The sequence below is a fragment of the Pseudomonas sp. St29 genome (assembly GCF_001547915.1).
GTDB lineage: Bacteria > Pseudomonadota > Gammaproteobacteria > Pseudomonadales > Pseudomonadaceae > Aquipseudomonas.
In genome coordinates this window covers 5,358,426-5,383,710 of sequence record NZ_AP014628.1, presented here as the reverse complement: position 1 = coordinate 5,383,710, position 25,285 = coordinate 5,358,426, and the positions used below count along the sequence as shown (strand labels likewise).

The 25,285-nt window shown below is 63.3% G+C and carries 23 protein-coding genes; 3 read left to right on the top strand and 20 right to left on the bottom strand.

The annotated features are described in order from the left end of the window. Positions 1–111 precede the first annotated feature (111 nt). Entirely contained in the window at positions 112–1,146 is a 1,035-nt protein-coding gene (locus tag PST29_RS23855; protein ID WP_060840821.1) for an alpha/beta fold hydrolase, read from the top strand. A gap of 57 nt (positions 1,147–1,203) precedes the next feature. Here PST29_RS23855 and PST29_RS23850 read toward each other — a convergent pair whose 3' ends face one another. The 6 genes from PST29_RS23850 to PST29_RS23825 are packed head-to-tail and all read right to left on the bottom strand — an operon-like array spanning position 1,204 to position 8,456. Beyond that, on the bottom strand, positions 1,204–2,601 hold the full coding sequence (locus PST29_RS23850; protein WP_060840820.1) for a sigma-54-dependent transcriptional regulator: 1,398 nt from the start codon (positions 2,599–2,601) through the stop codon (positions 1,204–1,206). Further along, positions 2,591–4,363 carry a sensor histidine kinase gene (locus tag PST29_RS23845; RefSeq protein ID WP_060840819.1) on the bottom strand — a complete coding sequence of 591 codons (1,773 nt, stop codon included), beginning with the start codon at positions 4,361–4,363 and terminating at the stop codon, positions 2,591–2,593. The genes PST29_RS23850 and PST29_RS23845 overlap by 11 nt, the downstream gene beginning before the upstream one ends. Continuing rightward, positions 4,360–5,487: a GNAT family N-acetyltransferase gene (locus PST29_RS23840; RefSeq protein WP_060844479.1), complete on the bottom strand. Its 1,128-nt coding sequence runs from the start codon at positions 5,485–5,487 to the stop codon at positions 4,360–4,362. Before PST29_RS23840 ends, PST29_RS23845 begins: the two co-directional genes overlap by 4 nt. 14 nt (positions 5,488–5,501) lie before the next feature. Further along, a complete protein-coding gene (locus PST29_RS23835) occupies positions 5,502–6,368 on the bottom strand; it encodes an alpha/beta hydrolase (RefSeq protein ID WP_060840817.1) in 867 nt (288 codons plus the stop codon). Continuing rightward, entirely contained in the window at positions 6,365–7,759 is a 1,395-nt protein-coding gene (locus tag PST29_RS23830) for an aspartate aminotransferase family protein (protein ID WP_047288922.1), read from the bottom strand. Before PST29_RS23830 ends, PST29_RS23835 begins: the two co-directional genes overlap by 4 nt. Continuing rightward, positions 7,752–8,456, bottom strand: a complete 705-nt coding sequence (locus tag PST29_RS23825) for an HAD-IB family phosphatase (RefSeq protein WP_060844478.1) — start codon at positions 8,454–8,456, stop codon at positions 7,752–7,754. The genes PST29_RS23830 and PST29_RS23825 overlap by 8 nt, the downstream gene beginning before the upstream one ends. A gap of 229 nt (positions 8,457–8,685) precedes the next feature. Between PST29_RS23825 and PST29_RS23820 the strand changes: the two genes are divergently transcribed. After that, on the top strand, positions 8,686–9,456 hold the full coding sequence (locus PST29_RS23820; protein WP_060840815.1) for a MipA/OmpV family protein: 771 nt from the start codon (positions 8,686–8,688) through the stop codon (positions 9,454–9,456). 103 nt (positions 9,457–9,559) lie between these two features. Further along, a complete protein-coding gene (locus PST29_RS23815) occupies positions 9,560–10,426 on the top strand; it encodes a fatty acid desaturase family protein (protein WP_060844477.1) in 867 nt (288 codons plus the stop codon). A gap of 269 nt (positions 10,427–10,695) precedes the next feature. On the opposite strand, the gene PST29_RS23810 is transcribed toward PST29_RS23815, so the two are convergent. The 14 genes from PST29_RS23810 to PST29_RS23745 form a co-directional block, all read right to left on the bottom strand. After that, entirely contained in the window at positions 10,696–11,097 is a 402-nt protein-coding gene (locus tag PST29_RS23810) for an EamA family transporter (protein WP_016964655.1), read from the bottom strand. 31 nt (positions 11,098–11,128) lie between these two features. Continuing rightward, positions 11,129–11,503 carry an EamA family transporter gene (locus PST29_RS23805; protein WP_060840813.1) on the bottom strand — a complete coding sequence of 125 codons (375 nt, stop codon included), beginning with the start codon at positions 11,501–11,503 and terminating at the stop codon, positions 11,129–11,131. Next, positions 11,500–12,420 (bottom strand): arginase, encoded by a 921-nt coding sequence (locus PST29_RS23800; protein WP_060840812.1) that lies wholly within the window; start codon positions 12,418–12,420, stop codon positions 11,500–11,502. Before PST29_RS23800 ends, PST29_RS23805 begins: the two co-directional genes overlap by 4 nt. A gap of 163 nt (positions 12,421–12,583) precedes the next feature. Continuing rightward, complete coding sequence (locus PST29_RS23795; RefSeq protein ID WP_169892259.1) at positions 12,584–12,913, bottom strand: GlpM family protein; 330 nt, start codon at positions 12,911–12,913, stop codon at positions 12,584–12,586. Between the two features lie 26 nt (positions 12,914–12,939). After that, positions 12,940–14,265, bottom strand: coding sequence for a sigma-54-dependent transcriptional regulator (locus PST29_RS23790; RefSeq protein WP_060840811.1), 1,326 nt, complete (start codon positions 14,263–14,265; stop codon positions 12,940–12,942). Beyond that, positions 14,262–16,163 carry a sensor histidine kinase gene (locus PST29_RS23785; RefSeq protein ID WP_060840810.1) on the bottom strand — a complete coding sequence of 634 codons (1,902 nt, stop codon included), beginning with the start codon at positions 16,161–16,163 and terminating at the stop codon, positions 14,262–14,264. Before PST29_RS23785 ends, PST29_RS23790 begins: the two co-directional genes overlap by 4 nt. Positions 16,164–16,295: 132 nt before the next feature. Beyond that, positions 16,296–17,030 (bottom strand): amino acid ABC transporter ATP-binding protein, encoded by a 735-nt coding sequence (locus PST29_RS23780; protein WP_016964662.1) that lies wholly within the window; start codon positions 17,028–17,030, stop codon positions 16,296–16,298. Beyond that, positions 17,027–17,698: an amino acid ABC transporter permease gene (locus PST29_RS23775; protein ID WP_011063127.1), complete on the bottom strand. Its 672-nt coding sequence runs from the start codon at positions 17,696–17,698 to the stop codon at positions 17,027–17,029. Before PST29_RS23775 ends, PST29_RS23780 begins: the two co-directional genes overlap by 4 nt. Continuing rightward, positions 17,698–18,444, bottom strand: a complete 747-nt coding sequence (locus PST29_RS23770) for an amino acid ABC transporter permease (RefSeq protein WP_011063126.1) — start codon at positions 18,442–18,444, stop codon at positions 17,698–17,700. Before PST29_RS23770 ends, PST29_RS23775 begins: the two co-directional genes overlap by 1 nt. A gap of 193 nt (positions 18,445–18,637) precedes the next feature. Further along, positions 18,638–19,552: a glutamate/aspartate ABC transporter substrate-binding protein gene (locus tag PST29_RS23765; protein WP_060840809.1), complete on the bottom strand. Its 915-nt coding sequence runs from the start codon at positions 19,550–19,552 to the stop codon at positions 18,638–18,640. A gap of 364 nt (positions 19,553–19,916) precedes the next feature. Further along, positions 19,917–21,455, bottom strand: a complete 1,539-nt coding sequence (gene glpD / locus PST29_RS23760) for a glycerol-3-phosphate dehydrogenase (RefSeq protein ID WP_060840808.1) — start codon at positions 21,453–21,455, stop codon at positions 19,917–19,919. A 281-nt stretch (positions 21,456–21,736) separates the two neighbouring features. Next, complete coding sequence (locus PST29_RS23755) at positions 21,737–22,492, bottom strand: DeoR/GlpR family transcriptional regulator (protein ID WP_011063123.1); 756 nt, start codon at positions 22,490–22,492, stop codon at positions 21,737–21,739. Between the two features lie 95 nt (positions 22,493–22,587). After that, positions 22,588–24,093, bottom strand: coding sequence for a glycerol kinase GlpK (gene glpK / locus PST29_RS23750; RefSeq protein WP_060844476.1), 1,506 nt, complete (start codon positions 24,091–24,093; stop codon positions 22,588–22,590). Between the two features lie 76 nt (positions 24,094–24,169). Further along, positions 24,170–25,018: an MIP/aquaporin family protein gene (locus PST29_RS23745; protein ID WP_060840806.1), complete on the bottom strand. Its 849-nt coding sequence runs from the start codon at positions 25,016–25,018 to the stop codon at positions 24,170–24,172. Between the last annotated feature and the right edge of the window lie 267 nt (positions 25,019–25,285).

The window sequence follows — 25,285 nt, the reverse complement described above, 5'->3', positions numbered from 1 at the left end:
GGGATGACCGCTGGGCAATCTTCATCAAACTGTCACGCAACTGTGGCAGCGCGAATCATCGAAGTTCATCAGACTCGCGCTCCACTGGGGTTCTGCGTTTCGGTGTTTTCCATGCGGGCAAGATTGTTTTCCACTGTCATCCTGCTGGCCGGGCTATTGCTCGGCCAGCTGTCCTTTGCGGCCGCGCGCTGCGATGTCAACGTACCCACGCAACGGGTCGACCTGCCACAGGTGAGCCTGGCCTACCAAAGCATTGGCCGGACTTCCGATCCGGCGCTGTTGCTGGTCATGGGGCTGGGCGGGCAATTGATCCACTGGCCGGACGAGGTGGTCATGGCCTTGTGTCAGCAGGGCTTTCGGGTCATTCGCTATGACAATCGCGACGTCGGTCTGTCCACCTGGCGCCAGGCTCCGGCCAGCGCCAACCTGACCTTCGAAGTGCTGCGCTACAAGCTGGGCCTGCCGGTATCGGCGCCCTACACCCTGACCGACATGGCCGACGATGCCCTGGGGCTGATGAATGCCCTGCACATCGAGCAGTTCCATGTGCTGGGGGCGAGCATGGGCGGGATGATTGCCCAGCACCTGGCGGCCATGGCGCCACAACGGGTCGAGAGCCTGACCCTGATCATGACCAGCTCCGGCGCCGAGGGCCTGCCCGCGCCGAACGCGGCCCTGGTGCAGTTATTGTCCCGGCGCAATGCACCGAACCGCGAAGCGGCCCTGGAGCAGCAGGCGGACCTGCTGGCGGCCCTGGGCAGCCCGAAGGTCGCGGATGATCGTCAGGTTCTGCTGCATCAGGCTGCGTTGTCCTATGACCGGGCGTTCAACCCGCAGGGGGTTCAGCGCCAGATCATGGCGATCCTCGCCGAGCCGAGCCGGGTGGCGCTGCTCAAGCAACTGCGGGTGCCGACCCTGGTGGTGCACGGCACCGCCGATCCGCTGTTGCCGGTGATGCACGGTGTGCACCTGGCGGCGCAGATCCAGGGCAGTCAGTTGAAACTGATCCCGGGCCTGGCCCATCGTTTCCAGGAAGCTTTCAAGGCACCCTTGCTGGCGGCGGTGCTGCCATACCTGCAAAACCATCGCGAAGACACGTCCCACTGGGCCCAGATCGAACCACTGGAAGTGGGGCGCATGCTCTGAGCCAAGCCTCAAACGGCTAGATTTTCGCTTGCAGCTTGCAGATGGTCGCTGTTCGCGTCAGCGAACGATCTTGTCCACCTGAATGCCGAGTTTCTTCAGGCGGTACCAGAAGCTGCGCTCGGAAATGCCGATCATCTGCGCCGCCGCAGCCTGGACGCCGTTGCTCTGCTGGAGGGCTGCGAGGATGTAGCTGCGTTCCACCTCCGCCAGGGCTGCATCCAGGTCGCTGGGCACTGGCGCACCGACTCCGGGGAGTGCGCCGCCTTCGACTCCCGCGGGCTGGGTGTCGAACAGATAGCCCGGCAGGTCGCTCTCTTCGATGACCGAGGCGCGGGCCACGATGGTGGCGCGCTCCACGCAGTTCTGCAGTTCGCGAATGTTGCCCGGCCAGTTGTAGCTGGCCATGGCCTGTAGCGCCTGCGGGCTGAAGCCGGTGATGCGCTTGCCCGCGGCGGCGCCCAGGCTGTGGGCGAAGTGGCGGGCCAGCGGGGCGATGTCCTCGACCCGCTCGCGCAGCGCCGGCAAGGGGATCGGGAACACATTGAGGCGGTAGTACAGGTCTTCGCGGAATTCCTTGTTGGCCACCGCTTCCAGCAGGTTCTTGTTGGTCGCGGCAATCACTCGCACATCGACCTTGCGCTCTCGCGGGTCGCCCACCGGCTCGATCACCCGCTCCTGCAGGGCGCGGAGAATCTTGGCCTGCAGGGCCAGGGGCATGTCGCCCACTTCGTCGAGGAACAGGGTGCCCTTGTCGGCCTGCTGAAAGCGCCCGACGCGGTCGGCCACGGCGCCGGTGAAGGCGCCCTTGCGATGGCCGAACATCTCGCTTTCCAGCAGGCCCTCGGGAATCGCCGCGCAGTTGACCGCGACAAACGGCTTGTCGGCGCGATTGCCGTGCTTGTGGATGGCCCTGGCGACCATTTCCTTGCCGGTGCCGCTTTCTCCGGTCAGGAGGATGGTGGCATTGCTGTCGCGCACCGAGTCCACCGCCTGCAGCACCTGGCGAAAGGTCGGGCTGTCGCCCACCAGACTGTCGAACTGCTGGTGTTCGTCGAGTTCGGCGCGCATGCGCTGGTTGTCTTTGAGAATGTCGCGAAACTGCAGGGCCTTGCTGACGGTGATGTCCAGCTCGTCGATATCGAACGGCTTGGCGATGTAGTCGTAGGCGCCGTTGCGCATGGACTGCACGGCGTTCTTCACCGTGCTGTAGGCGGTCATCACGATCACTGGCAGATTCGGGTAGCGCTGCTTGATTTCCCCCAGCAACTGCGGCCCGTCCATGCCCGGCATGCGCCAGTCGCTGATCACCAGGTCGATGTCCTCCTGCTCCAGCACCTTGAGGGCGTGCAGGCCGTTGCTTGCGGTGAACACCTGAATGCCGTCCTGGCTCAGGGCCGAGGACAGCAGGTCGCAGAGTTTCGGTTCGTCGTCGACCACCAGCAGGTTATGCGTCATCACTGTCCTCGTCGTCCTCTTCACCGTTGGCCGGAATGTACAGGCTGAAGGTGGCGCCGGCATCTTTTTCGCTGACGCACTCGATATGGCCGTCATGGCTTTCCATGATCGAGAAGACTTTAGCCAATCCCAGGCCGGTGCCCGAGGCCTTGGTGGTGACGAATGGGGTGAAAATGCGCTCCAGCATGTCCGGCTCGATGCCCTGGCCGGTGTCGCTGACGCTGATGATGGTTTCGTCTTCCTGCTGGGCGATGCCCAGGGTCAGGCGGCCGCCCTCGGGCATGGCGTCGATGGCGTTGAGGATCAGGTTCAGGCAGGCCTGCTTGAGCTGCCGGGCGTCGGCGTGGATGGTCGCGCCGGGGGCCTGGTCATCGATGCGCGCGTCGATGTTGTGGGTCGCCAGTTCCGGGGCGCAGAAGCCCAGCAACTCTTCCAGTAAGGGGCGCGCCGGCTGGGTGGCGCGGATCGGTGCGCTGGGCTTGGCGAAGTCGAGGAACTCGGTGATCAGGTCATTGATCCGGCTGACCTCGCTGATCACGTATTCCAGGTGGCGCTTGTCGTTTTCCGGCAGGTTGGCCCGGCGGTGCAGCAGTTGGGTGGCGGTCTTGATGATGCCCAGGGGATTGCGGATCTCGTGGGCCAGGCCCATGGCCACTTCGCCCAGGGCGTGCAGGCGGTCCCGGCGACGCAACTGGGCTTCCAGGTGCTGCAGTTCGCCGAGACGTTCGGTCATGTGGTTGAAGGTGCTGCTCAGCTCCGCCAGTTCGTCGCCACCGATCACCGGCACCCGTTGCCGGTAGTCGCCGGCAATCACCGCCTGGACGCCCTTGGACAGGCCCCGCAGCGGCCGGGTCAGGCGTTGCGACACCAGCCAGCCGACACACAGCGAGGCCGCCGAGCTGAGGAGAAAGATCAGGATGAACAGGTTGCTCTGGTTGACCAGGCCCACCAGGCTGCTGTGGCGCAGCAATCCGCTGAAAATCACCCCCACCAGGTCGCCGCTGTCATTGAAGATCGGTCGGTACAGGCCGCTGTAGCGGCTGGTGAACTGTTCGGTGGGCTGGCGCGTGGCGCGCAGGATGTCTTCGATCTTGTGCGGCACCCGCGGGGGGTGATCCTCGAAGCGCTGGGTGGCGAAAATCTCGGAGAAGTCATCGGCCTTGGCCAGGTACAGGCGCAGGTCCAGGGAGTGCACGTCGGCCACGCTGGTGAGGAAGCTGGCGTCCAGGTAGGTGGCGATCAACAGCTGATAGTCGACGCCGTCCAGCTGGGTCTGGAAGGTCGAGACCACCGCGCCGGTGGCCACACCGCCCACCTGGATCGTCTGCAGCACGGCATTGGAGGCGGTGCTGATCTGCCCCACCACGTCATCGGCGGCGGTGGTGAACATCACTTTGTGGTCGTTCTTGCGAATCAGCGCCACCACGTCGATGCCCATGGAGTCGGCGATGTCGGCAGTGAGCTTGTCGTGCTTGGCCGCATTGCGATCGGTGGGCGGGCGGGTGTAGCGCAGGAACAGCTGGGCGATCCGGGCGTTGTCACGCAGGATCTCGGTGATCTCGTCCTCGACGATCTTGGTCGACTCCTGCAGCCAGATCCGCACGTTGCTGTCGAAGATTTCCGACAGCGTGGTGGCCGCCAGCTCAGCCGCGATCATGGTGGGGATCACACTGACCAGCCAGAAGGCCAGCACCAGCTTGCGCTGCAGGCTCCAGCGGGAGATGGCGAAGGGGCGAGGCGGGCGACGATCTTTTCTGGTCATGTACTTTCGCTTATTGCAGCAGCCATGGCGGGGTCGGAGCGATCCGGGCGAACAAAGCGTTTTATCACTTTGAGCAGGGCATTGAGCAACGGATTGCGGTGGCGGAAAAACAGCATGTTACCGGTGAAGCGGCAACCCAGGCGCAGTTTGCTGGCATAGCCCGCCTGGCCGCACTCGTAGAGCGGAATCCGTTGCTGGATGCAGTAGTCGACATTGGCCAGCCAACTGCGGAAATACAGGTTGTGCTCGCGACTGACATTGAGGTCGTGGGCGAAGAACTTGTCGATCAGCCGATGCTGGTCGATGAGGATCAGGTTGAACGCCACCAACTGCTCGCCGACCCAGTACAGGACGCAGGCGGCGCGATCGCCCAACTGCTCCAGGATCGCCGTGAAGTAGTCCGCCGGCAGGCGTTCGAACTGCAGGTCGCTGCGGTTCAGGGTCGCTTCGTACAGGCGCATGATGTCCGGCAGCACGTCGTCGATCTGCCGCCGCCATTCGATGCGCGGTCCCGGGGCCCGGAGTTTGCGGCGCAGGTCCTTGCGGGTGGATTTGCCCAGGGTGCCCAGGTACGCGTCGATCGAGGCGAAGGGCACGGGCAGCAAGGCGGTGGGCAGGCTGGGCATGGCTTGCAGGCCGGCGGCCAGGCAGCTGTCGGCCCATTGCTGATCGTGGCTGGGGGCGTCCTTGACCGCCAGCAGGCCGATGCCAAAGCTGTCGGCGTCGCGCCGGGCCAGTTTCAGCAGTTCTTCAAGCAAGGCCTGGCGGCGCTGGGGCGGGACATGGCTGGCGGTGCCGGCGTTGCACTGTTCGGCCACCGGCGAACCGATGGCGTACAGGCGCAGTTGCAGAACACCGGGCCACTGGCGCTCCAGGCGCTCGGTAAAGCGTTTGGCCAGTCCCGAAACGGTGGTGTCGAGCCGATACTGGGTAGTGAAGGCCGGCGCCACCGCCACCAGGGTCGAGCCCTCGAAGACCGCCAGGTAGCGCCACTGAAAGTCGGCGATGGCGGCTTTTTCTACGGCCAGGTAGTAATCCCAATCCTCCAGGGCCTCTGGAAAACAGTCATTCCAGGCGCTGCGTTCGATGGCCTGTATGGTTGAAAAGGCTTGGGCGGTAATCACGTCTCTTCCTTAAGTCACGCCAGCTGTCGGTAGTCTTCGCGTTCGGCGGGCTGGGTCACTCGTTGCTGGATGAAGTCGACGCTCAGCTCGATCACCCGCTGGTACTGCAGGTCCACGGTGATCATGTGATAGCAGTTGTCGAGGAGGATCTTGGTCACCGGGCCGCCGAGCTTGCGCTCCACGTAATTGGCGTTCCAGGGGCTGGTGATGTCATCCTCGCTGGAGTGCAGCACCAGGGCCGGGGTCATGATCGAAGGCATGCGTTTCTTGACCACGGCGTTCATCCGGTGCAACTCGCGCACCGTTACGCCCTCCATGGTCAGGAGCCCGGCATTGCTGCTTTCGCCGGCTTTCATCTGCTTCTCGACGATGGCCCGCAGGCGTTCGTTCTTGATGCCGTAGGGCGGTTTCTCTTCGAAACGGCAGATGTGCACGCCAAAGGGGATCTTCATCAGCAACGGCGTGAGGAACGCCAGCTTGTTGATGCTCCAGCCGTCGTACTTGAGGGTGGTGGAGTACATCAGCAGGCCGCTGATCCGGCCCGGATGCTCGGAGGCCAGGTACATGGACATCACCGCGCCCATGGACAGGCCGCCGACGAACACCTCTTGGTGACGCTGCTGCACGCCGACAAAGGTCTTGCGCACGCCTTCGTACCAGTCCTGCCAGCCGGTGGCCTGCAGGTCGCTGTTGTCCCCGCAGTGCCCGGGCAGGGTCGGAACGTACACGCTGCACGTTCCGTCCTTGGCCAGGCCCTGGGCCACCCGACGGAGTTCCGTCGGGGTGCCGGTCAGGCCGTGGATCAACAAGACCCCGACCGGACCCGTGCCGAGAACGAAGCCGGCGTCGCCTTCGCCCAGATCGATCTCAGCCTGGCTCATCGCTTCATGGCCCGATCCAGCAGGCGGTCCAGCAGTGCGATGCCCAGATCGATTTCCGCGTAGCTGATTTCCAGCGACGGGGCCAGGGTGATGACGTTCTTGTAGTAGCCGCCCACATCGAGGATCAGGCCCAGGCGCTGACCGTTGATTTCGATGTCGCCCTTCATGCCTTCCTCGACCATGAAGTCCAGGGTCGCCTTGTCCGGGGTGAAACCGTCGGTGGTGCAGATTTCGCAGCGCAGGGCCAGGCCCAGGCCGTCGACATCGCCGATGATCGGGTAGCGCTTCTGCAGGTCTTGCAGGCCGGCCAGGAAGTACTTGCCCTTTTCCATGACCATCGCGCCGTAGTCGATCTCGCTGGTCATCTTGAACATTTCCAGGCCCACGGCGGTGCCCAGCGGGTTGGAGGCGAAGGTGGAGTGCGTCGAGCCTGGCGGGAACACGCCCGGGTTGATCAGCTCTTCACGGGCCCAGATGCCGCCCAGCGGGTTGAGGCCGTTGGTCAGCGCCTTGCCGAACACGATCACGTCGGGTTTGACGTCGAAGTGCTCGATCGACCACAGCTTGCCGGTGCGGTAGAAGCCCATCTGGATTTCGTCCACCACCAGCAGGATGCCGTGCTGGTCCAGCACGTGCTTGAGCTCGCTGTAGAAGTTCATCGGCGGGATCACGTAGCCGCCGGTGCCCTGGATCGGCTCGACGTAGAAGGCGGCGTATTCGCTCTGGCCGACTTTAGGGTCCCACACGCCGTTGTATTCGGTTTCGAACAGACGGGCGAACTGCTGCACGCAGTGGCTGCCGTACTCTTCCTTGGTCATGCCCTTGGGGCCGCGGAAGTGGTACGGGAACGGGATGAACTGCGCGCGCTCGCCGAAGTGGCCGTAGCGGCGACGGTAGCGGTAGCTGGAGGTGATCGACGAGGCACCCAGGGTGCGACCGTGGTAGCCGCCTTCGAAGGCGAACATCAGGCTCTTGCCGTTGGTGGCGTTGCGCACCACTTTCAGCGAGTCCTCGACCGACTGCGAACCGCCGACGTTGAAGTGCACGCGACCGTCGAGGCCGAACTTCTTCTTGGCGTCCACGGCGATCATTTCCGACAGTTCGATCTTGCCTTTGTGCAGGTACTGGCTGGCGATCTGCGGCAGGGTGTCGATCTGTTGCTTGAGGGCGTTGTTCAGGCGCGGGTTGGCGTAGCCGAAGTTCACCGCCGAGTACCACATCTGCAGGTCGAGGTAAGCCTGGTCGCTGGTGTCCCAGACATAGGAGCCTTCGCAGCGGCTGAAAATGCGCGGAGGTTCGATGTAGTGAACGGTATCGCCGTAGGAGCAGTACTTGGCTTCTTTTTCCAGAAGGATCTGGTCTTCGGCGGTAGCGATGCGGATATCAGACATGGTGGAAGAGTTCCTGGGTTTCAAGAGAGAAATTGGTGGCGTTGGCGGCGTTGGCGGCGTTGTTCGGCAGCTTGGCCAGCAGCGCCGGCAGTTCGGCGAAGGAGTCGAACCGCGCATGGGGAATCTGGTTGCGTTCGCAGTAGTCGGCCAGGCGGTCCTTGGCGAACACGAAGTCGGCGGTGGAAGCCACGCACATGTCCGACTGGCCGTCGCCGATCACCAGCACGCGTTTGCCCCGCGGGGTGGACTTGCACTTGCAGTTGCCGGAGGCGGCGCGGCAGGCGTCGCTGGCGTAGGGAAAGTCGATGCGCCAGCTGTTGTGGTCGACCTGGCGCAGGCGGTTGGCGAGGATCGGCAGCAGGGTCACGTAGTTGCGTGCCAGGATGCGGGCGATGCCTTGTTCGATGCCGTCGCTGACCACTTCGATGGAAGCGCCCAGGCCGATCACGTGATCGACGAAGTCGGGGAAGTCGGGGTCGATTTCGACACTGTCGAAGTAGCCCAGCAGTTCGGCGGGCGAGGCCTTGACCAGGGCCAGTTGGCGGCTGAGGCATTCTCGGGAGCCGATGTGACCGTCCAGCCATTCCTGCTCGATGCCTTCCCAGCTCGGGTCGGCGAAGCGTTGGAGAACGTTATCGATCACGTCGGCGCGGGAGATGGTCCCGTCGAAGTCACATACGATATGCCAGTGCATCATCTGCTGTTACCTGTTGAATAAGAGCGCTGTTTGCGCTTGCGGCAGGGGTAGAGCAGGGACTGTGCCAAGTGGCAAAAACCCAGCAGGGCCGGGGCTCTGGTCGGGCGGGGAGGGGTTTTGTAGTTTTCTGGCTACAATTTTTGTAGCTTGCTACAACCAACATCAGTGCTTGCGTCCGTGGGGCGCTCTGGTGATTGATGCGCGGCTGTTCAGACAAGGAAACTCACTCATGCCTAGGCTTTCTCTCCCCGCCATTCTGGCCGGCCTGCTGTCGCTGGGCGCGGCCATGGGCGCCGCCGCCGACTCCGGTATCACCGGTGAACTGGGACTTGGCCTCGGCTACCAGCCCCACGACCCGACCGGCAGCAGCTACGACACGGTGCCGCTGCCTTATATGGATCTGGAATGGGGCGATGTCAGCCTGAGCACCGATGACGGCCTGACCTGGAGCGCCTTCAAGGGCAATGGCTTGAGCATCGGTCCCTACGTCAACTACCTGCAGGGGCGCAACGCCGACGGCAAGCTGCGCGGCTTGCGGGACGTGCGCGACATGGCCGATATCGGCGGTTTCATTGAATACGCTCCGGATGACTTCTGGCGGGTGTTCGCCACCGTCGGCCAGGCGGTCGGCGGTGCCGGCGGCCAGGGCGGCCTGCTGGGCAAGCTCGGTGGCGAGATCGGCTATCCCCTGGGCATGGGCATCATTGGCAGCAACGAACTGACCCTGCACTTTGCCGACGACCGTCAGGCCAATACCTTCTATGGCGTCAGCGCCAAAGAGTCCCTGGCCTCCGGTATCGATCGCTACAACGCCGGCGGTGGCATGCAGAACTTCACCCTGAGCCAGAGCTTCCAGTTCCCCCTGGGGGACAACTGGTCGCTGGTGGCCAGTGCCAGCTGGATCCGTCTGGTCAACTCCGCCGCGGACAGCTCCATCGTTCGCGATCGGGGCGAGGTCAACCAGGGCCAGGTGCAGACCGCCATCAGCTACAAGTTCTGAAGCGCGCCACCGCAGGCCGCGCCCCGGCCTGCGGTGGCCCCGGTGAAAACTGGTCTGGCCTTTGCAAAGGCGGTCATGAATTCAATTTCTCAGGAAGTTCTTCATGGCTCGACCCGCCTACCGTCTGCTTGCCCATTCCCTCTGGGACCTGATCCCGATTGTCATGGCCCTGGCGCATTTCGCCTTTGTCCTGTGGCTGGTGCTGGACTTTCACGCCCTGTCCTGGTGGGTCATTCTCCCGGCGGCGCTGCTGTATGCGGTCAGCCTGTCGTGGAGCATCAACAGCATTTCCCACAATCAGATCCATAACGCCTACTTCACCCCGGGGTGGATGAACCGGGCCTTCGACCTGCTGCTGTCGGTGACCATCGGTTTTTCCCAGACCCTGTACCGCGACATCCACAACCGTCACCACCGTGGCAACTCCGATCGGCCGGATGCCCAGGGCAAGACCGTGGATCCGCTGTCGATCTACCTGCACGGCAAGCATGGCCAGCCGGACAATCCCTGGGCCTACACCTTCCTGAGCTTCTTTCGCGACGATCCCAAGGAGATCTACCAGGACATGCAGCGCAAGCGGCCTGACGATGCGCGTTGGGTGAAGGTGGAAATCGGCGTCACCGTGGCGTTCTACCTGGCCCTGGCGCTGTATGACTGGCACGCGGTACTGGTGCTGCTGCCGTTCTGGTACCTGGGGCAATCGCTGTCGTCCCTCAATGGCTACTACGAGCACCTGGGCGGCAACCCCGACCTGCCGATTGCCTGGGGCGTGAGTTCCTACAGCCCGCTGTACAACCTGATCTGGATGAACAACGGCTACCACGCCGAGCATCACTACCGGCCGAAGATGCACTGGACCAAGGTCAAGGCCTTCCACCGCGAGATTCGCGAGCAGCAGCGCGCGGCGGGGGTGAAAGTGATTCCCGTGTCCCACGGCCTGGGCTTCCTGGTAGCCCACCGCAAGGCCTGAGGGCAAGATCGCCTTCGCCGGCAAGCCGGCTCCTACCAGGGCACTACGCCAATCCCCCGCCGTAGGCGCTGGCTTGCCAGCGAAGGGGCCCACAAGATCGCCTTCGCCGGCAAGCCGGCTCCTACCAGGGCACGACGCCAATCACTCGCCGTAGGCGCTGGCTTGCCAGCGAAGGGGCCCGCAAGATCGCCTTCGCCGGCAAGCCGGCTCCTACCAGGGCACGACGCCCATCCCCCGCCGTAGGCGCTGGCTTGCCAGCGAAGAGGCCTTCAGGCCTCTTCGCCCTCCGCCAGCAGGGCAATCCCGCCGATGATCACGAAGACGCCGATCCAGTGCAGCAGGCTGATCTGTTCGCCCAGGCCCAGCCACGACCCCAGCAGGACCACCACGAACACCAGGGAACTCAAGGGGAAGGCCAGGGACAGGCTGCTGCGACGCAGGATCAGCATCCACACGAAAAACGCGCCGATGTAGCAGGCAATCGCCAGCAGCACACCCGGATTGACCGCCACGGCCGCCAGCCATTGCAGGTTGAAATCCATCTGCCCCAACTGATCGCCGCCGACCTTGGTGGCGATCTGCCCGGCGCTCTCGAAGCCGATCAGCAGGGCCCAGAGCACGATGGTGCCCAGACGCTCGTGCAGCCAGCCGTGGGAGGTGTTCGAACTCATGAAGCGTTTCCTTCTATTCGTTGAATGAGGCTCAGGTACTGGCCACGCACACCAGCATCACCCCGGCGGTGATCACCAGGGTGCCCAGCCAGCGTCGGCGGCTGACGGTCTCGCCCAGCACCACCTTGCCCGCCAGTACCACGCCGCAATAGGCCAGGGCCGCAGCCGGGAACAACAGGCTCAGGGGCGCCCGGGACAGGGCTTCGAGCCAGACGAAGAACTCGATGGCGTAAGCGCCGATGCCGCACCACAGCAGGGGCGCGTTGAACACCTGGCCCCAGAAGGCATTCAGGCGAAAGCCGCCTTCCAGCTCCGGCAGGCGGTCGAGGCCGAGCTTGAAACAGAGTTGGCCGATCACGTCCAGGAGGATCGAAAAGGCCACCAGCAGAACAACGGTCAGGGTCACGGGAACAGCTCCTCGAACAGCGAAATCAGGGCTTCATTGGTCACCGAGTTGCGCAGCAGGTCGTCCTGGCTCCAGCGTTCGGCCGGGGGCTGGTCGGACTTGGCTTCCCAGCGTTTGAAGGCGTTGCTGAAGGCCGGTTTGGCGAACTCGCCGCAGACGTCGATGCCCAGGATGCGCTTGCGCGCCGCCAGTGCCCGCAGTGCCTGCAGCAGGTGGGTCAGGCGCATGCCGCCCTGGTCCCAGTTGGTGGCGGCGTCTTCGCTGGCCAGCACGTCCTTGTCGATGGTGATCCACACCGCTTCGGTGGGCAGGCTGTCGATCATCTGCGCGAGGAAGGCGGCCCAGTCCAGGTCCGCCAGGTTGCGCCAGTGCAGGAGGTTTTCCTGCTGTTGATGCCCGGCGCCGTCGCCGACCCGGCCCCAGACCTTGGACGGCGCGTGCTGCCAGGGAAACAGCTGCAGTTTGCCGTGCTTCAGGGCGCCGAGGTTGCCGCCGCGCAGTTGCGGATTATGCAAATCTTCGCTGCAAGGGCCCAAGGTGACGATGCGCTGGATATTCGGCAGCTGCAGCGCCCGGTTGACCCAGGAGCCGCAGTGCCGGCGCGGGGCGAAGCGTACCCAGTCGGGGTGGTTGTCGAAGTGGATCAGGCTCACCGGCTCTTTGAGGTCGCCGAGAAAGGCCGGGGTCAGGTGGTGATAGTCACCGGAGCCGACGAAGAAGATTTCCGGCTGCGGGCCGCTGTGCCGGGGGCGTTGGCCCAGGCGCTCGGTGAAGTGGCGGTAGGTGCGTTCGGTGGACCAGAGGCGCAGCTTGGGGCCCAGGTCCAGCAGGTCCAGGCGTCGTGCCTGGCCGCTGTTCAGGCGCCGGACAATGGGCTCCTGGGCGGTCAGGCTGTGGTCGAGATCTAAGATATTCAAGGTGTTCTTTACCCATGGCAGCGCCCTCCAGAAACTGCGTGATAACGCGCAAACGCAGGCTGGACGGGCTTTACCGGGTAAATGCAAGGGTCGGGCCAGGGTGGCCGGCGACAGGCGGCGCCGGCTTCGCGAGCAAGCTCGCTCCTACAGAAAGGGCAGGGCCTCAGGCGTGGAGGCGGACCCAGACGCTGACCAGGATCGTCGCGGCTATCAGCCAGGCCACGGCGGCCACCGCCAGGGACGCTTCCAGGCGCAGGCGGTCAACCATCACATACAGGGTCGCCAGGTAGACGAAGTAGGGAATGATCGACCACATGCCGAACAGGATGGTGGTCTTCAGGTCGTCGAGCGAGCGGCCCTTGCCGACGATGTAGTGGGCGATCAGGGCAAAGGTCGGGAACAGCGGCACCAGCCCGGCGATGTAGTAGTTCCGGGTCTTGGCCAGGGCCGCCAGAATCACCACCACCGCCGCGCCCAGGGCGGCCTTCAACAATAGATCCATAAGTCCTCGCGCTGGGGTCAGTGGTTCAGGCCGTACTTCTTGACCTTGTCGAACAGGGTGGTCTTGGCCATGCCCAGCTCCTGGCTGGCCTGGGTCAGGTTGCCGCCGCTGCGCTGCAAGGCGTCGTTCAGCAGGTTGCGTTCGAAGGCTTCCACCGCCTCGGCAAAACCCAGGCCCTGGGCTGCACTGCCGCCGGTCTTCTTGAACGCCGGCAGGCCCAGGGCGAAGCGCTCGGCGACGTTGCGCAGTTCGCGCACGTTGCCCGGCCAGTCGTGGCTCATCAGGCTCGACAGGGTCTGGTTGTCCAGCTCCGGCACGGCGCGGTCGAAGCGCAGGGACGACTGCTGCAGAAAGTGTTCGAACAGTTGCAGGATGTCCTCGCGGCGCTCGCGCAGGGGCGGCAGTTCCAGGGTCACCACGTTGAGGCGGTAGTACAGGTCGCTGCGAAATGCCTTGGCCCGGCTCAGCTCGTCCAGGTCCGACTTGGTGGCGGCGATCACCCGGCAATCCACGGCCACGCTCTGGTTTGAACCCAGGCGTTCCAGGGTCCGCTCCTGCAATACCCGCAGCAGCTTGATCTGCAGGTTGATCGGCATGCTTTCCACTTCATCGAGGAACAGGGTGCCCTGGTGAGCGTGCTCGATCTTGCCGATCCGGCGTTTGCCGGCGCCGGTGAAGGCGTTGGCCTCGTGGCCGAAAATCTCGCTTTCGAACAGGTTCTCCGGCAAGCCGCCGCAGTTCAGGGCGACGAACTGTTGCGGGTGGCGGCGGCTGAAGTCGTGCAGGCAGCGGGCGACCAGTTCCTTGCCGGTGCCGGTTTCGCCTTCGATCAGCACGTTGGCCGACGTATCGGCGACGTTGGCGATCAATTCCCGCAGGTTCTGCATGGCCGGCGAGCGCCCGATGATCCGGCCTTCCAGGGAACTGCGTTCGGCCAGTTGGCGGCGCAGGGAGGTCACTTCCCGGGCCAGGCCTCGCTGCTCCAGGGCGCGGCGGGCCACGTCCACCAGGCGCTCGGGAGAAAAGGGTTTCTCCATGAAGTCGTAGGCGCCTTTCTGCATTGCCCCCACGGCCATGGAAATATCCCCGTGACCGGTGATCAGCACCACCGGCAGGCTGCGATCCCGGGCCTTGAGTTGGGTCAGCAGTTCCAGGCCGTCGATGCCCGGCAGGCGGATGTCACTGACCACGATGCCGGGAAAGTTGTCGCCGACCTGGGCCAGGGCCTCTTCGGCGCTGCCCACGCCAATGCAGGGGATGTCTTCCAGGGCCAGGGCCTGCTGGCAACCCAGCAGGACATGGGGATCGTCTTCGACGATCAGCACGGTCAGCTCGTTGTTCATATCGACTCGGCTTGAGTGGGGCTTGCCAGGGGCAAGCTGAGGACAAAGGCGGTGCCGCCGCTTGCCGGATGTTCCACCCCCAGGCTGCCGCCGGTGGCGGCGGCGAGGCTGGCGGACAGGGTCAGGCCCAGGCCCAGGCCCTGCTCGCCGGGTTTGGTGGTGAAGAAGGGTTCGAACAGATGCTTGCGCGCCTCGGGATCGATGCCGTGGCCGTTGTCGCGTACCCGCAGACGGTACTTGCCGTCGCCGGGTTCGCCTTCCAGCCACAATTCCGGCGCCGGCTGTGCCTGCATGGCGTCCAGGGCATTGCCGATCAGGTTGACCAGGATCTGCTCCAGGCGGGTCTGGTCGATCTGCAGGGTCTGTTCGCTGAAGTCGCGGTGCAGTTGCAGGGGCAGGGGTTCGATGCGGGCGTTGAGGATCTGCAGGGCGGCGTCCACCGCCTTGTCCAGGCTGGCCTGGCCCTGGTCGTCGCCGCGGCGGGCGAAGGCGCGCAGGCTGGCGGTGATGCGGCCCATGCGGTCGATCAGTTCGTTGATGGTCTTGAGGTTGGCGCTGGCGGTGTCCAGGGCGCCGCGCTCAAGAAAGCGCACGGTGTTGCCGGACAAGGTGCGCAGCGCCGCCAGTGGCTGGTTGAGCTCGTGGGCGATGCTGGTGGACATCTGGCCGATGGCCGCCAGCTTGCCGGCCTGGACCAGCTCGTCCTGGGCCCGGCGCAGGGTTTCCTCGGCCTGGCGGCGTTCGCGGATCTGGCTCTTGAGCCGCTCGTTGCTGGCCCGCAGGTCCGCGGTGCGCTCGGTGATTCGACGCTCCAGCTGGCTGTTGGCTTCCTGCAGGGCTTCACGGGCGGCCAGGCGCGTGGCGATGACCTTGCGCCGCTCGTTCCAGGCGATCAGCAAGAACGCCACCAGGGCAAACGCCACGGCCACCAGGATGCCCTGGTTGATGGCTTCGCGGCGCAGGTCCTGCAAGGGGGTGAGCAGGGTGAAATTCCACGGGGTGTCGCTCAGGGGACGGGTCTGGGACAGGTAGCTGATGGCCTTGCCGTCGGACTCGAGTTCGGTGTTGGCGGGGAAGGTCAGTTTCTCCACGCCTTCGGCCAGGCGTTCCCGGGCCAGGGGTTCGAGTTCATTGAGCGGGAACCAGTAGTACTGCAGGCTGCGGGCCAGGCGTTCCTTGGTGTCGTCGCTCAGGGGGAGGACCGACTTGAGACGCCGCGCCGGGTCGCTGGAGAGGATGATGATGCCGTTCTCGTCGCTGACGAAGGCTTCCAGACGGGCGCGCTGCCAGCGCTCCTCCAGGGCTTCCAGGCGCACCTTGACCACCGCCACGCCAATGATTTTGCCGTGCTCTTCCAGGCCGTGGGCCAGGTAGTAGCCGGGTTCGCCGTTGGTGCTGCCGATGCCGTAGAAGCGTCCGGGCTGGCCGCGCACGGCGTTCTGGAAGTAGGCGCGAAACGACAGGTCCTCACCCAGGTAGCTGTCGACGTCGCGCCAGTTGCTGGTGGCCAGTACCCGGCCGGTGGTGTCCATGACATAGATGGCCCGGCTGCGACTGCGGCGGTTCAGGCCTTCGAGGTATTGATTGACGGTCTGCCGGTGTTCCGGCGAGGGATCGTCCAGCAAGCGCGAGACACTGGATTCCAGTTCCAGCAGGCTGGGCAGATAGGTGTATTTGCTGATCTCGCTTTCTACGGCGCGGGCGTGCAGCTCCAGCTGGCGTTCGCCATTTTCGCTGAGGGTGCGGATGCCGTTGTGTTCGCTGACCCAGAAGCCGATGTAGCCCAGGCCGATCATCAGCAGGATGACCAGTGGCGGCAGGAACAGTTGGCGGATCAGACGGGGTTTCACGGCAAGTGATGGCGGCGCGGCGCGATAGAGAGTGGGGTCGCATTTCATCACAGATGCCTTGGGTCAACCACTGTGCGGTGTCCATAGGAGCCGGCCGGCCGGCGAAGAGGGCGACCCTGGCGATAGGGGAGCCAGGTGCGTTCCCTTCGCCGGCCAGCCGGCTCCTACAGAAGCACAGGTTTAGTGCTGCAGGATCTTCTCGAGGAAGTGCTGGGCACGTTCGGAGCGGGCGCTGATGTCGCCGAAGAATTCCTCTTTCTGGCAGTCTTCGATGATCTGGCCCTTGTCCATGAAAATCACTCGGTTGGCCACTTTGCGGGCAAAGCCCATTTCGTGGGTCACGCACATCATGGTCATGCCTTCCTGGGCCAGTTGCACCATGACGTCCAGCACTTCATTGACCATTTCCGGGTCCAGGGCCGAGGTCGGTTCGTCGAACAGCATGACGATCGGGTCCATGGCCAGGGCGCGGGCGATGGCCACGCGCTGTTGCTGACCGCCGGACAGTTGGCCCGGGTGCTTGTGGGCGTGGGCGGCGAGGCCGACGCGGTCCAGCAGTTGCAGGCCTTTCTTGGTGGCCTCTTCCTTGCTGCGACCCAGGACCTTGATCTGCGCGATGGTCAGGTTCTCGGTGATGGTCAGGTGCGGGAACAGTTCGAAATGCTGGAACACCATGCCCACGCGGGAGCGCAGTTTCGGCAGGTTGGTCTTGGGGTCGGCGATGGAGGTGCCGTCGACCACGATGTCGCCCTTCTGGAAGGGTTCCAGGGCGTTGACGCACTTGATCAGGGTCGACTTGCCCGAGCCGGACGGCCCGCAGACCACCACCACTTCACCCTTCTTGACCTCGGTGCTGCAATCAGTCAGCACCTGGAAGTCCCCATACCACTTGTTGATGTTCTTGATAGAGATCATACGGCGAACCTTTTTTGCAGACGCTTGACCAGCAGCGAGGCGGCAAAGCTGATTGTGAAATAGACCAGACCAGCGATGATCAGGAATTCATTGGAGCGGCCGATGATGTCGCCGCTGGAACGCGAGGCGTTGAGGAAGTCCACCAGGCCCACGGTGTACACCAGGGAGGTGTCCTGGAACAGGATGATGCTCTGCTGCAGCAGCAAAGGGGTCATCTTGCGGAACGCCTGGGGCAGGATGATCAGGCGCATGGTCTGGCCATAGCTCATGCCCAGTGCCTGGGCGGCACCCATCTGGCCCTTGGGAATGGACTGCACGCCGGCGCGGACGATTTCGCAGAAGTACGCCGCTTCGAACATCATGAAGGCCACGATGCACGAGGTGAAGGCGCCGATCGGGGTGTCTTCGCCGGTGATCCAGCGCAGTACGAAAGGCACCGCCAGGTAGAACCAGGTGATCACCAGCAGCAGCGGGATCGAGCGGAAGTAGTTGACGTAGGCACCGGCCAGGTTCGACAGCAGCTTGTTGTGGGACAAGCGCATCAGGGCCAGCAAGGTGCCGAGGATGATCCCGCCGACCACGCCCATGACCATCAGCTTGAGGGTCATCAGCATGCCGTTCCACAGGCCGGGAATGGCCGGGATGATGCCCGAGAAGTCGAATTCCATTATTTACCCCCCACGGAGATCAGGCCGGGGACCGAGACTTTTTTCTCTACCAGGCGCATCAGCAGCATCAGGCTCATGTTCAAGGTGAAGTAGATCAGGGTGGCCAGGGTGAAGGCCTCGAACAGGTTGGCCGAGAACTCGGCGGTCTGTTTGGTCTGGGCCAGCAGCTCCATCAGGCCGATCAGGGACGCCACCGAGGAGTTCTTGAAGACGTTGAGAAATTCCGAGGTGAGCGGCGGAATGATGATCCGGTAGGCCTGGGGCAGCAGCACGTTCCAGTAGATCTGCGGCAGCGAGAAGCCCATGGCGCGGGCGGCGGATTCCTGGCCGCGGGGCAGCGCCTGGATACCGGTACGTACCTGTTCGCAGACCCGGGCGGCGGTGAACAGACCCAGGCACACGACAACGCTCAGGTAGGCCGAGGTGGTCGGGTTGAGGTCCTGCTTGTACCACTCCTGAAGGTTTTCCGGCAGCAGGTCGGGTACCAGGAAGTACCAGATGAACAGCTGCACCAGCAGCGGCACGTTACGGAAGATCTCCACGTAGACGGTGGCGATGCCCGACACCAGACGGTTCGGCACGGTACGCATGACGCCCAGGATCGACCCCAGCAGCAGCGCGATGATCCAGGCCACCACGGCGATGGCGATGGTCCAGCCCAGGCCGCTGATGAACCAGTCGAGATAGGTCTCGCTGCCCACGCCGGTAGACTTGAAGAACACGCCCCAGTCCCAGTTGTAATTCATTAGGGTTACCCCTCAGATCGTTCGATGTACAAGCACCCGCCTGGGGACGTCCGTTCCCACCCGGCCAGGAAGGCCAGGCACACGCGATCGGCTCGACAACCACCGGTTCGAGTGTTTCCAAAAAAAATGCCAGCAGGTAGTGACAGACTCCCGAAGGGGCGGCGCCCCCTCAGGAGATAAGGTTAGTCAGGAATCAGGACTTTTTATCGTCAGCCGCTTTGTCGGTCGGGTTGGCGATCAGGGCCTTGAGCTCGTCGCTCATCGGGAACATCAGGTTCAGGCCTTTTGGCGGAATCGGCGATTGGAACCACTTGTCGTAGATCTTGTTGATTTCGCCCGACTTGTAGGTGGCAACGATGGCGTCGTCCACGGCTTTCTTGAACGGGGCATCGCCCTTGCGCACCATGCAGCCGTAGATTTCGTAGGACTGCGGGGTACCGGTCACGGCCCAGTCGGTGGGCTTCTTGGCCTTGGCCATTTCACCGGCCAGCAACGCGTCGTCCATCATGAAGGCGACGGCACGACCCGATTCCAGCATCTGGAACGACTCACCGTGGTCCTTGGCGGAGATCACGTTCATGCCCATTTGTTTGTCGGCGTTCATGGCCTTGAGGATGCGCTCGGACGTGGTACCGGCGGTGGTCACCACGTTCTTGCCTTTCAGATCAGCGAAATCCTTGTAGGTCGAGTCCTTTTTGGACAGCAGACGGGTACCGATTTCGAAGATACCGACCGAGAAGTCGACCTGTTGCTGGCGCTCGACGTTGTTGGTGGTGGAGCCGCACTCGACGTCCACGGTGCCGTTCTGCACCAGCGGGATACGGGTCTGGGAGGTTACCAGGTTGTACTTGACCTTCAGGTCAGGCATGTCGAGGTCTTTCTTGATCGCTTCGACGATTTTCAGCTGGATGTCGTGGGAGTAGCCCACTGGCACGCCAGAAGCGTCAGCGATGTAGGAAAACGGGATGGAAGCGTCGCGATGTCCGAGGGTGATGGTGCCGGACTCTTTGATTTTCTTCAGTGTGCCGGTGAGCTCGGCAGCGAAAACTGGAGTGCTAATCAGAGCGGCAGCGATAGCTGCGCCCAACAGATGGGGAACGATGCGCATCAATATTTCCTCGACATTTGTTTTTTTTATGAAGCCAGTTCGACGGCTCTTTTATACAGCGAATGCCTTGACGGCTCCTGGTGTGTTGGCACGACAGACATTCGTCGCACAGTGTAGAGCATGAGTCGTGCCAGACCCATTGATCATGCTCAAGTCATTGATTTTAAAGGTCATAAAAATTTATTGAGGCATAAATTCCCGTGCTTTTATCCGGTTATCCGAATGCCTTTCGGTCGGCCATTCGGAAAACCGAACGCGATGCTTTGCTGTAGGGAGGGGCGGCGAGTCGAGGCGAGCGGCTGCGATGCACCACAAAAAAGCCCCTGGGCCTTCCGGCGCAGGGGCTTGGCGTGATCCATGGCGTTCAGGCCGCCTTGATCTTGCCGCGATTGTCCTCGACCTTTTGTAGATAATCCTGCAACTGCCGTTGTTCGGCGGCGGTGGTGAACAGGCCCAGCTTGCTGCGGCGCCAGAGAATATCCTCGGCCTTCAGTGCCCATTCCTCGGCACACAGATAATCCACTTCGCGGGTGTACAGGCCGCCCCCCAGGTGTTCACCCAGGTCGTTGAGGCTGTGCACGCCTTCCAGCAGGCGCCAGGTGCGGCTGCCATAGGTGGTGGCCCAGCGGCGGGCGATCTGGCTGGGCACCCAGTCGAATTTCTTGCGGATGGCTTCCGCCAGGGCTTGCGGCGTGCTCATGTGCTCGCCGCCGGGCAGGGTGGCCTGGGCGGTCCAGCTCGGCTTGGCCTGCTTGAAGTAGGGCGCCAGTTGCGCCATGGCCGATTCCGCCAGCTTGCGGTAGGTGGTCAGCTTGCCGCCGAACACTGACAGCAGCGGAGCTTCCTCACCAGTGCCGGAAAGGGCCAGGGTGTAGTCGCGAGTCACGGCCGAAGGGTTGTCGGATTCGTCGTTGCACAGCGGGCGAACACCGGAGTAGCTGTGCAGGATATCGCCGCGGCTGAGCTGCTTCTTGAAGTGTGCGTTGACCACCTGCAGCAGGTAGTCGGTTTCGCCTTCGGTGATTGCGACCTTGGCCGGGTCACCGGTGTATTCACGGTCGGTGGTGCCGATCAGGGTGAACTGATCGAGGTAGGGAATGGTGAAGACAATGCGCTGGTCTTCGTTCTGCAGGATGTGCGCGTGCTCGCCCTCGTACAGCTTGGGCACGATCAGGTGGCTGCCCTGGATCAGGCGGATGCCGTAAGGCGATTCCAGTTTCAGGTCATCCTTGATGAACTTGGCGACCCAGGGGCCGGCCGCGTTCACCAGGGCCTTGGCGGTGATGGAGAACAGGCTGCCGTCGGCCCGTTCCAGTTCCAGTTGCCACAGGCCCTTGCTGCGTCGGGCGCTGATGCAGCGGGTCTGGGTATGCACATGGGCGCCGTGCTCGCGGGCGGCCATGGCGTTGAGTACCACCAGGCGGGCGTCGTCGACCCAGCAGTCGGAGTATTCGAAGCCTTTGCTGATCTCGGCTTTCAGCGCGCTGTCGGCCCCGAACTTCAGGCTGCGGGAACCTGCGAGCTTCTCCCGCTTGCCCAGGTGGTCATACAGGAACAGACCGGCGCGAATCATCCAGGCCGGGCGCAGGTGGGGCCGGTGCGGCAGGACAAAACGCATGGGCTTGACGATATGCGGCGCCTTGGCCAGGAGCACTTCACGCTCGGCCAGGGCTTCGCGTACCAGGCGGAACTCGTAATGTTCGAGGTAGCGCAGGCCACCGTGGATTAGCTTGCTGCTGGCCGACGAAGTGTGGCTGGCCAGATCGTCCTTTTCGCAAAGGAACACGGACAAGCCGCGACCTGCCGCGTCCGCGGCAATTCCAACACCATTGATCCCACCGCCAATGACGGCGATATCGTAAACCTCGGAGAGAGGGCGCGCGGGCAAGGTAGAAGTGGGCATCGACGGGCCTCGTGTTGCTTTGGTATTTGAATTCGAACATTAATGTTCATTTTCGAAAATACTAGCGCATAAAGACCCACGCATCCAGCGCACTTCGATTGAAAAAACTGATCGAAATAGCTTTGGAAGATGGTTTTCGAACATTGTCAGGCGATTGATGCCGCAGTTGCCCCGCGCCCGCAGGGGCGGGGCACTGATGCAGGTGCACGAGGGCGCTATCGAGCCAGCCGTGGGCCGGCGCGCGAATGCGCCCTGCGTTGTCTTGCCGGAGGGAAGGGGGCTCAGACCACTTCGAGGCGGATCTTGTGCTGGTTGAGCAGTTGGGTCAGGGCCGGGACCGGTTGCTGGTCGGTGACCAGGCAATCGATCAGGCTGATGGGGCCGAGGCGGATCATGGCGTTGCGCCCGAACTTGCTGGAGTCGGCGGCCAGGATCACTTGCCGGGCATTGGCGATGATCGCCTGGGAAACCCGCACTTCCTGGTAGTCGAAGTCCAGCAGGCTGCCGTCCTCGTCGATGCCGCTGATGCCCACCAGGGCGAAGTCCACCTTGAACTGATTGATGAAGTCGACGCTGGCCTGGCCCACCACGCCGCCGTCACGGCGCACATTGCCGCCAGTGAGCAGCACGTCGAAATCATCCTTGGCACTGAGCATTGAAGCCACGTGCAGGTTGTTGGTGATGATCTTCAGGTGGCTGTGGTTGAGCAGGGCGCGGGCGATGGATTCGGTGGTGGTGCCGATGTTGATGAACAGCGAGGCGTGATCGGGGATCTGCGCGGCAACGGCTTCGCCGATGCGCTGCTTTTCATCGCGCATCTGGTCGGCGCGCATGGCGTAGGCGGTGTTTTCTACGCTGGAGTCGTAGGCCGCGCCGCCGTGGTAGCGGCGCAGCAGATTGGCTTCCGCCAGCTGGTTGATATCGCGGCGGATGGTTTGCGGGGTCACAACGAACAGCTGGGCCAATTCCTCGATGCTGACGTAGCCGCGTTCGCGGACCAGATCGAGGATTTGCTGCTGACGGGGAGGCAGATTCATGGGGCTTCCTTTGGGCTGCCGTGCAAAATTTGCCCATGATGCCGCAGGAATCCCCTCCCGACCAGTTACAAGCGGTTACCTATCCACGGCTTGGCTTATTTGGCCTCTTCGTGGGGTTCCCAGTCGCGGGTGCGGCTGACGGCCTTCTTCCAGCCTGCGTACAGGCCTTCTTTTTCCGCTTCGGCCAGCTGGGGTTCGAACTCGCGCTCGATCACCGCCTTGCCTCGCAGCTCTTCCAGGCTGCCCCAGAAACCGCAGGCCAGGCCTGCCAGGTAGGCGGCGCCCAGGGCCGTGGTTTCGCGCATTTGCGGGCGCTCCACCTGAGTGCCGAGGATGTCGGCCTGGAACTGCATGAGGAAGTTGTTGGCCACGGCGCCGCCGTCCACGCGCAGGGCTTTGAGGCGTTCACCGGAATCCTGCTGCATGGCGTCGAGCACGTCGCGGGTCTGGTAGGCGATGGATTCCAGGGCGGCGCGGATGATGTGATCCACGCGCACGCCTCGGGTCAGGCCGAACAGCGCGCCACGGGCGTAGGGGTCCCAATAGGGCGCGCCGAGACCGGTGAAGGCCGGCACCAGGTACACGCCATTGCTGTCCTTGACCTTGTTGGCGAAGTATTCGGTGTCGTGGGCGTCGTTGATGATCTTCAGCTCATCACGCAGCCACTGCACGGTGGAGCCGCCGTTGAACACTGCGCCTTCCAGTGCGTAGGCCACTTCGCCGCGCGGGCCGCAGGCGATGGTGGTGAGCATGCCGTGCTGGGATTTCACCGCCTTGTCGCCGGTGTTCATCAGCAGGAAGCAGCCGGTGCCGTAGGTGTTCTTGGCCTGGCCCGGCTCGACGCACATCTGGCCGAACAGCGCCGCTTGCTGGTCGCCGGCGATGCCGCCGATGGCGATACCGCTCTTGGTGCGACCGTAGATTTCCGACGAGGACTTCACCTCGGGGAGCATTTCCCGCGGGATATCCAGCACCTCCAGCATCTTCGCGTCCCACTCCAGGGTGTGGATGTTGAAGAGCATGGTGCGCGAGGCGTTGGTGTAGTCGGTGACGTGGGTCTTGCCGCCGGTGAATTTCCAGATCAGCCAGCTGTCGATGGTGCCGAACAGCAGCTCGCCGCTACGGGCGCGCTCGCGGCTGCCTTCGACGTTGTCGAGGATCCACTTGAGCTTGGTGCCGGAGAAGTAGGGGTCGGTGACCAGGCCGGTGGTGTCGCGAATGTAGGCTTCGTGGCCGTCGCGCTTGAGCTGCTGGCAGATCTCGGTGCTGCGGCGGCACTGCCAGACGATGGCGTTGTAGATCGGCCGGCCGGTGGTCTTGTCCCAGACCACGGTGGTTTCCCGCTGGTTGGTGATACCGATGGCGGCCACCTGGTCGTGATGCAGGCCGGCTTGCGCCAGGGCCTCGACCATCACCGCGCTCTGGGTGGCGAAGATTTCCATCGGGTCATGTTCGACCCAGCCGGCCTGTGGGTAGTGCTGGGCGAACTCGCGCTGGGCGGTGCACACCACGTTGGCGTCGCGGTCGAAAATGATCGCCCGGGAGCTGGTCGTACCCTGATCGAGGGCAATGATGTAGTTCTTATTCTGAATGTCGGTCATGTCGATTGCCTTGGACGAAATAAGGGAGTGGAAACAGGCGCGTGATCGATTTGGGCAGGATCACGCGCCGCGAGATTCAAGAAGCTTTGACTTTGCCATCGGCGACCGATTCGCTCTCGGAGGCGGCGACGGCGTTGGGCAGGTGCCGGGCAATCAGTCCGCGATAAGCGGCCGCACCCAGGCAGGCACCGAGGATCGGGGCGAAGACCGGCACCAGGAAGTACGGAATGTCCCGGCCGCCGGTAAAGGAAATCTGACCCCAGCCGGCAAAGAACGTCATCAGTTTAGGTCCGAAGTCCCGCGCCGGGTTCATGGCGAAGCCGGTCAGCGGGCCCATGGCGCTGCCGATCACGGCGATCAGCAGGCCGATCAGCAGGGGCGCCATCGCGCCGCGAGGCAGGCCATTGTTGTCGTCGGTCAGGGCCATGATCACGCCCATCAGAATCGCCGTGATCACCACTTCCACCAGGAAGGCCTGGGCGGTGGACAGCGCCGGGTTGGGGAAGGTGGAGAACACCGAGGCCAGTTCCAGGCTGGCCTGGGAACCGCGGATCATTTGGTGAGCCTGTTCGAAATCGAAGAACAGGTTGCTGTACAGCGTGTAAACCAACAGCGCCGCGCAGAAGGCGCCAGCGACCTGGGCCAGGATGTAGAACGGCAGTTTGCGTTTTTCAAAGTCCGCGAACAGGCACAGGGCGATGCTCACGGCAGGATTGAGGTGCGCGCCGGAAACGCCGGCGGTGAGGTAGATCGCCATGCTCACGCCGATCCCCCAGATGATGCTGATTTCCCACAGGCCGAAGCTGGCTCCCGCGACCTTGAGCGCCGCGACGCAGCCGGTGCCGAAGAAGATCAGCAGCGCAGTACCCAGGAACTCGGCCATGCATTGGCCCGATAGTGACGGTTGTTGCAGAGCAGTTGTCATTGTGAACCTCGTTTTTTGTTGTTGTCTGGCGCTGCTGCAAAAGGCATGGAGCGCGACTTCCAACGAAGACGGAATCCCCATTCCGGCCTCGTCTTGCTGCTGGGTGCAACGGTGCATCTACTGCATGATATTCAGAAACGAAAAAATATAGACAAGAAACACCGCTGTCAAAGGTCGAAAGTGAACGGCTGGTCATTTTATAGATATCAATCAAATGAATGATCCGGGGCGACAGTCCCGGGAGTGACAGGTGGTGCGGCGCTGGTG

Bases quoted from the DNA above. Each gene is read 5' to 3' on its own strand.
- PST29_RS23855 (WP_060840821.1), top strand. From the start codon at position 112: ATGCGGGCAAGATTGTTTTCCACTGTCATCCTGCTGGCCGGGCTATTG.
- PST29_RS23850 (WP_060840820.1), bottom strand. From the start codon at position 2,601: ATGACGCATAACCTGCTGGTGGTCGACGACGAACCGAAACTCTGCGAC.
- PST29_RS23845 (WP_060840819.1), bottom strand. From the start codon at position 4,363: ATGACCAGAAAAGATCGTCGCCCGCCTCGCCCCTTCGCCATCTCCCGC.
- PST29_RS23835 (WP_060840817.1), bottom strand. From the start codon at position 6,368: ATGAGCCAGGCTGAGATCGATCTGGGCGAAGGCGACGCCGGCTTCGTT.
- PST29_RS23830 (WP_047288922.1), bottom strand. From the start codon at position 7,759: ATGTCTGATATCCGCATCGCTACCGCCGAAGACCAGATCCTTCTGGAA.
- PST29_RS23825 (WP_060844478.1), bottom strand. From the start codon at position 8,456: ATGATGCACTGGCATATCGTATGTGACTTCGACGGGACCATCTCCCGC.
- PST29_RS23820 (WP_060840815.1), top strand. From the start codon at position 8,686: ATGCCTAGGCTTTCTCTCCCCGCCATTCTGGCCGGCCTGCTGTCGCTG.
- PST29_RS23815 (WP_060844477.1), top strand. From the start codon at position 9,560: ATGGCTCGACCCGCCTACCGTCTGCTTGCCCATTCCCTCTGGGACCTG.
- PST29_RS23810 (WP_016964655.1), bottom strand. From the start codon at position 11,097: ATGAGTTCGAACACCTCCCACGGCTGGCTGCACGAGCGTCTGGGCACC.
- PST29_RS23790 (WP_060840811.1), bottom strand. From the start codon at position 14,265: ATGAACAACGAGCTGACCGTGCTGATCGTCGAAGACGATCCCCATGTC.
- PST29_RS23785 (WP_060840810.1), bottom strand. From the start codon at position 16,163: ATGAAATGCGACCCCACTCTCTATCGCGCCGCGCCGCCATCACTTGCC.
- PST29_RS23780 (WP_016964662.1), bottom strand. From the start codon at position 17,030: ATGATCTCTATCAAGAACATCAACAAGTGGTATGGGGACTTCCAGGTG.
- PST29_RS23775 (WP_011063127.1), bottom strand. From the start codon at position 17,698: ATGGAATTCGACTTCTCGGGCATCATCCCGGCCATTCCCGGCCTGTGG.
- PST29_RS23770 (WP_011063126.1), bottom strand. From the start codon at position 18,444: ATGAATTACAACTGGGACTGGGGCGTGTTCTTCAAGTCTACCGGCGTG.
- PST29_RS23765 (WP_060840809.1), bottom strand. From the start codon at position 19,552: ATGCGCATCGTTCCCCATCTGTTGGGCGCAGCTATCGCTGCCGCTCTG.
- glpD (WP_060840808.1), bottom strand. From the start codon at position 21,455: ATGCCCACTTCTACCTTGCCCGCGCGCCCTCTCTCCGAGGTTTACGAT.
- PST29_RS23755 (WP_011063123.1), bottom strand. From the start codon at position 22,492: ATGAATCTGCCTCCCCGTCAGCAGCAAATCCTCGATCTGGTCCGCGAA.
- glpK (WP_060844476.1), bottom strand. From the start codon at position 24,093: ATGACCGACATTCAGAATAAGAACTACATCATTGCCCTCGATCAGGGT.
- PST29_RS23745 (WP_060840806.1), bottom strand. From the start codon at position 25,018: ATGACAACTGCTCTGCAACAACCGTCACTATCGGGCCAATGCATGGCC.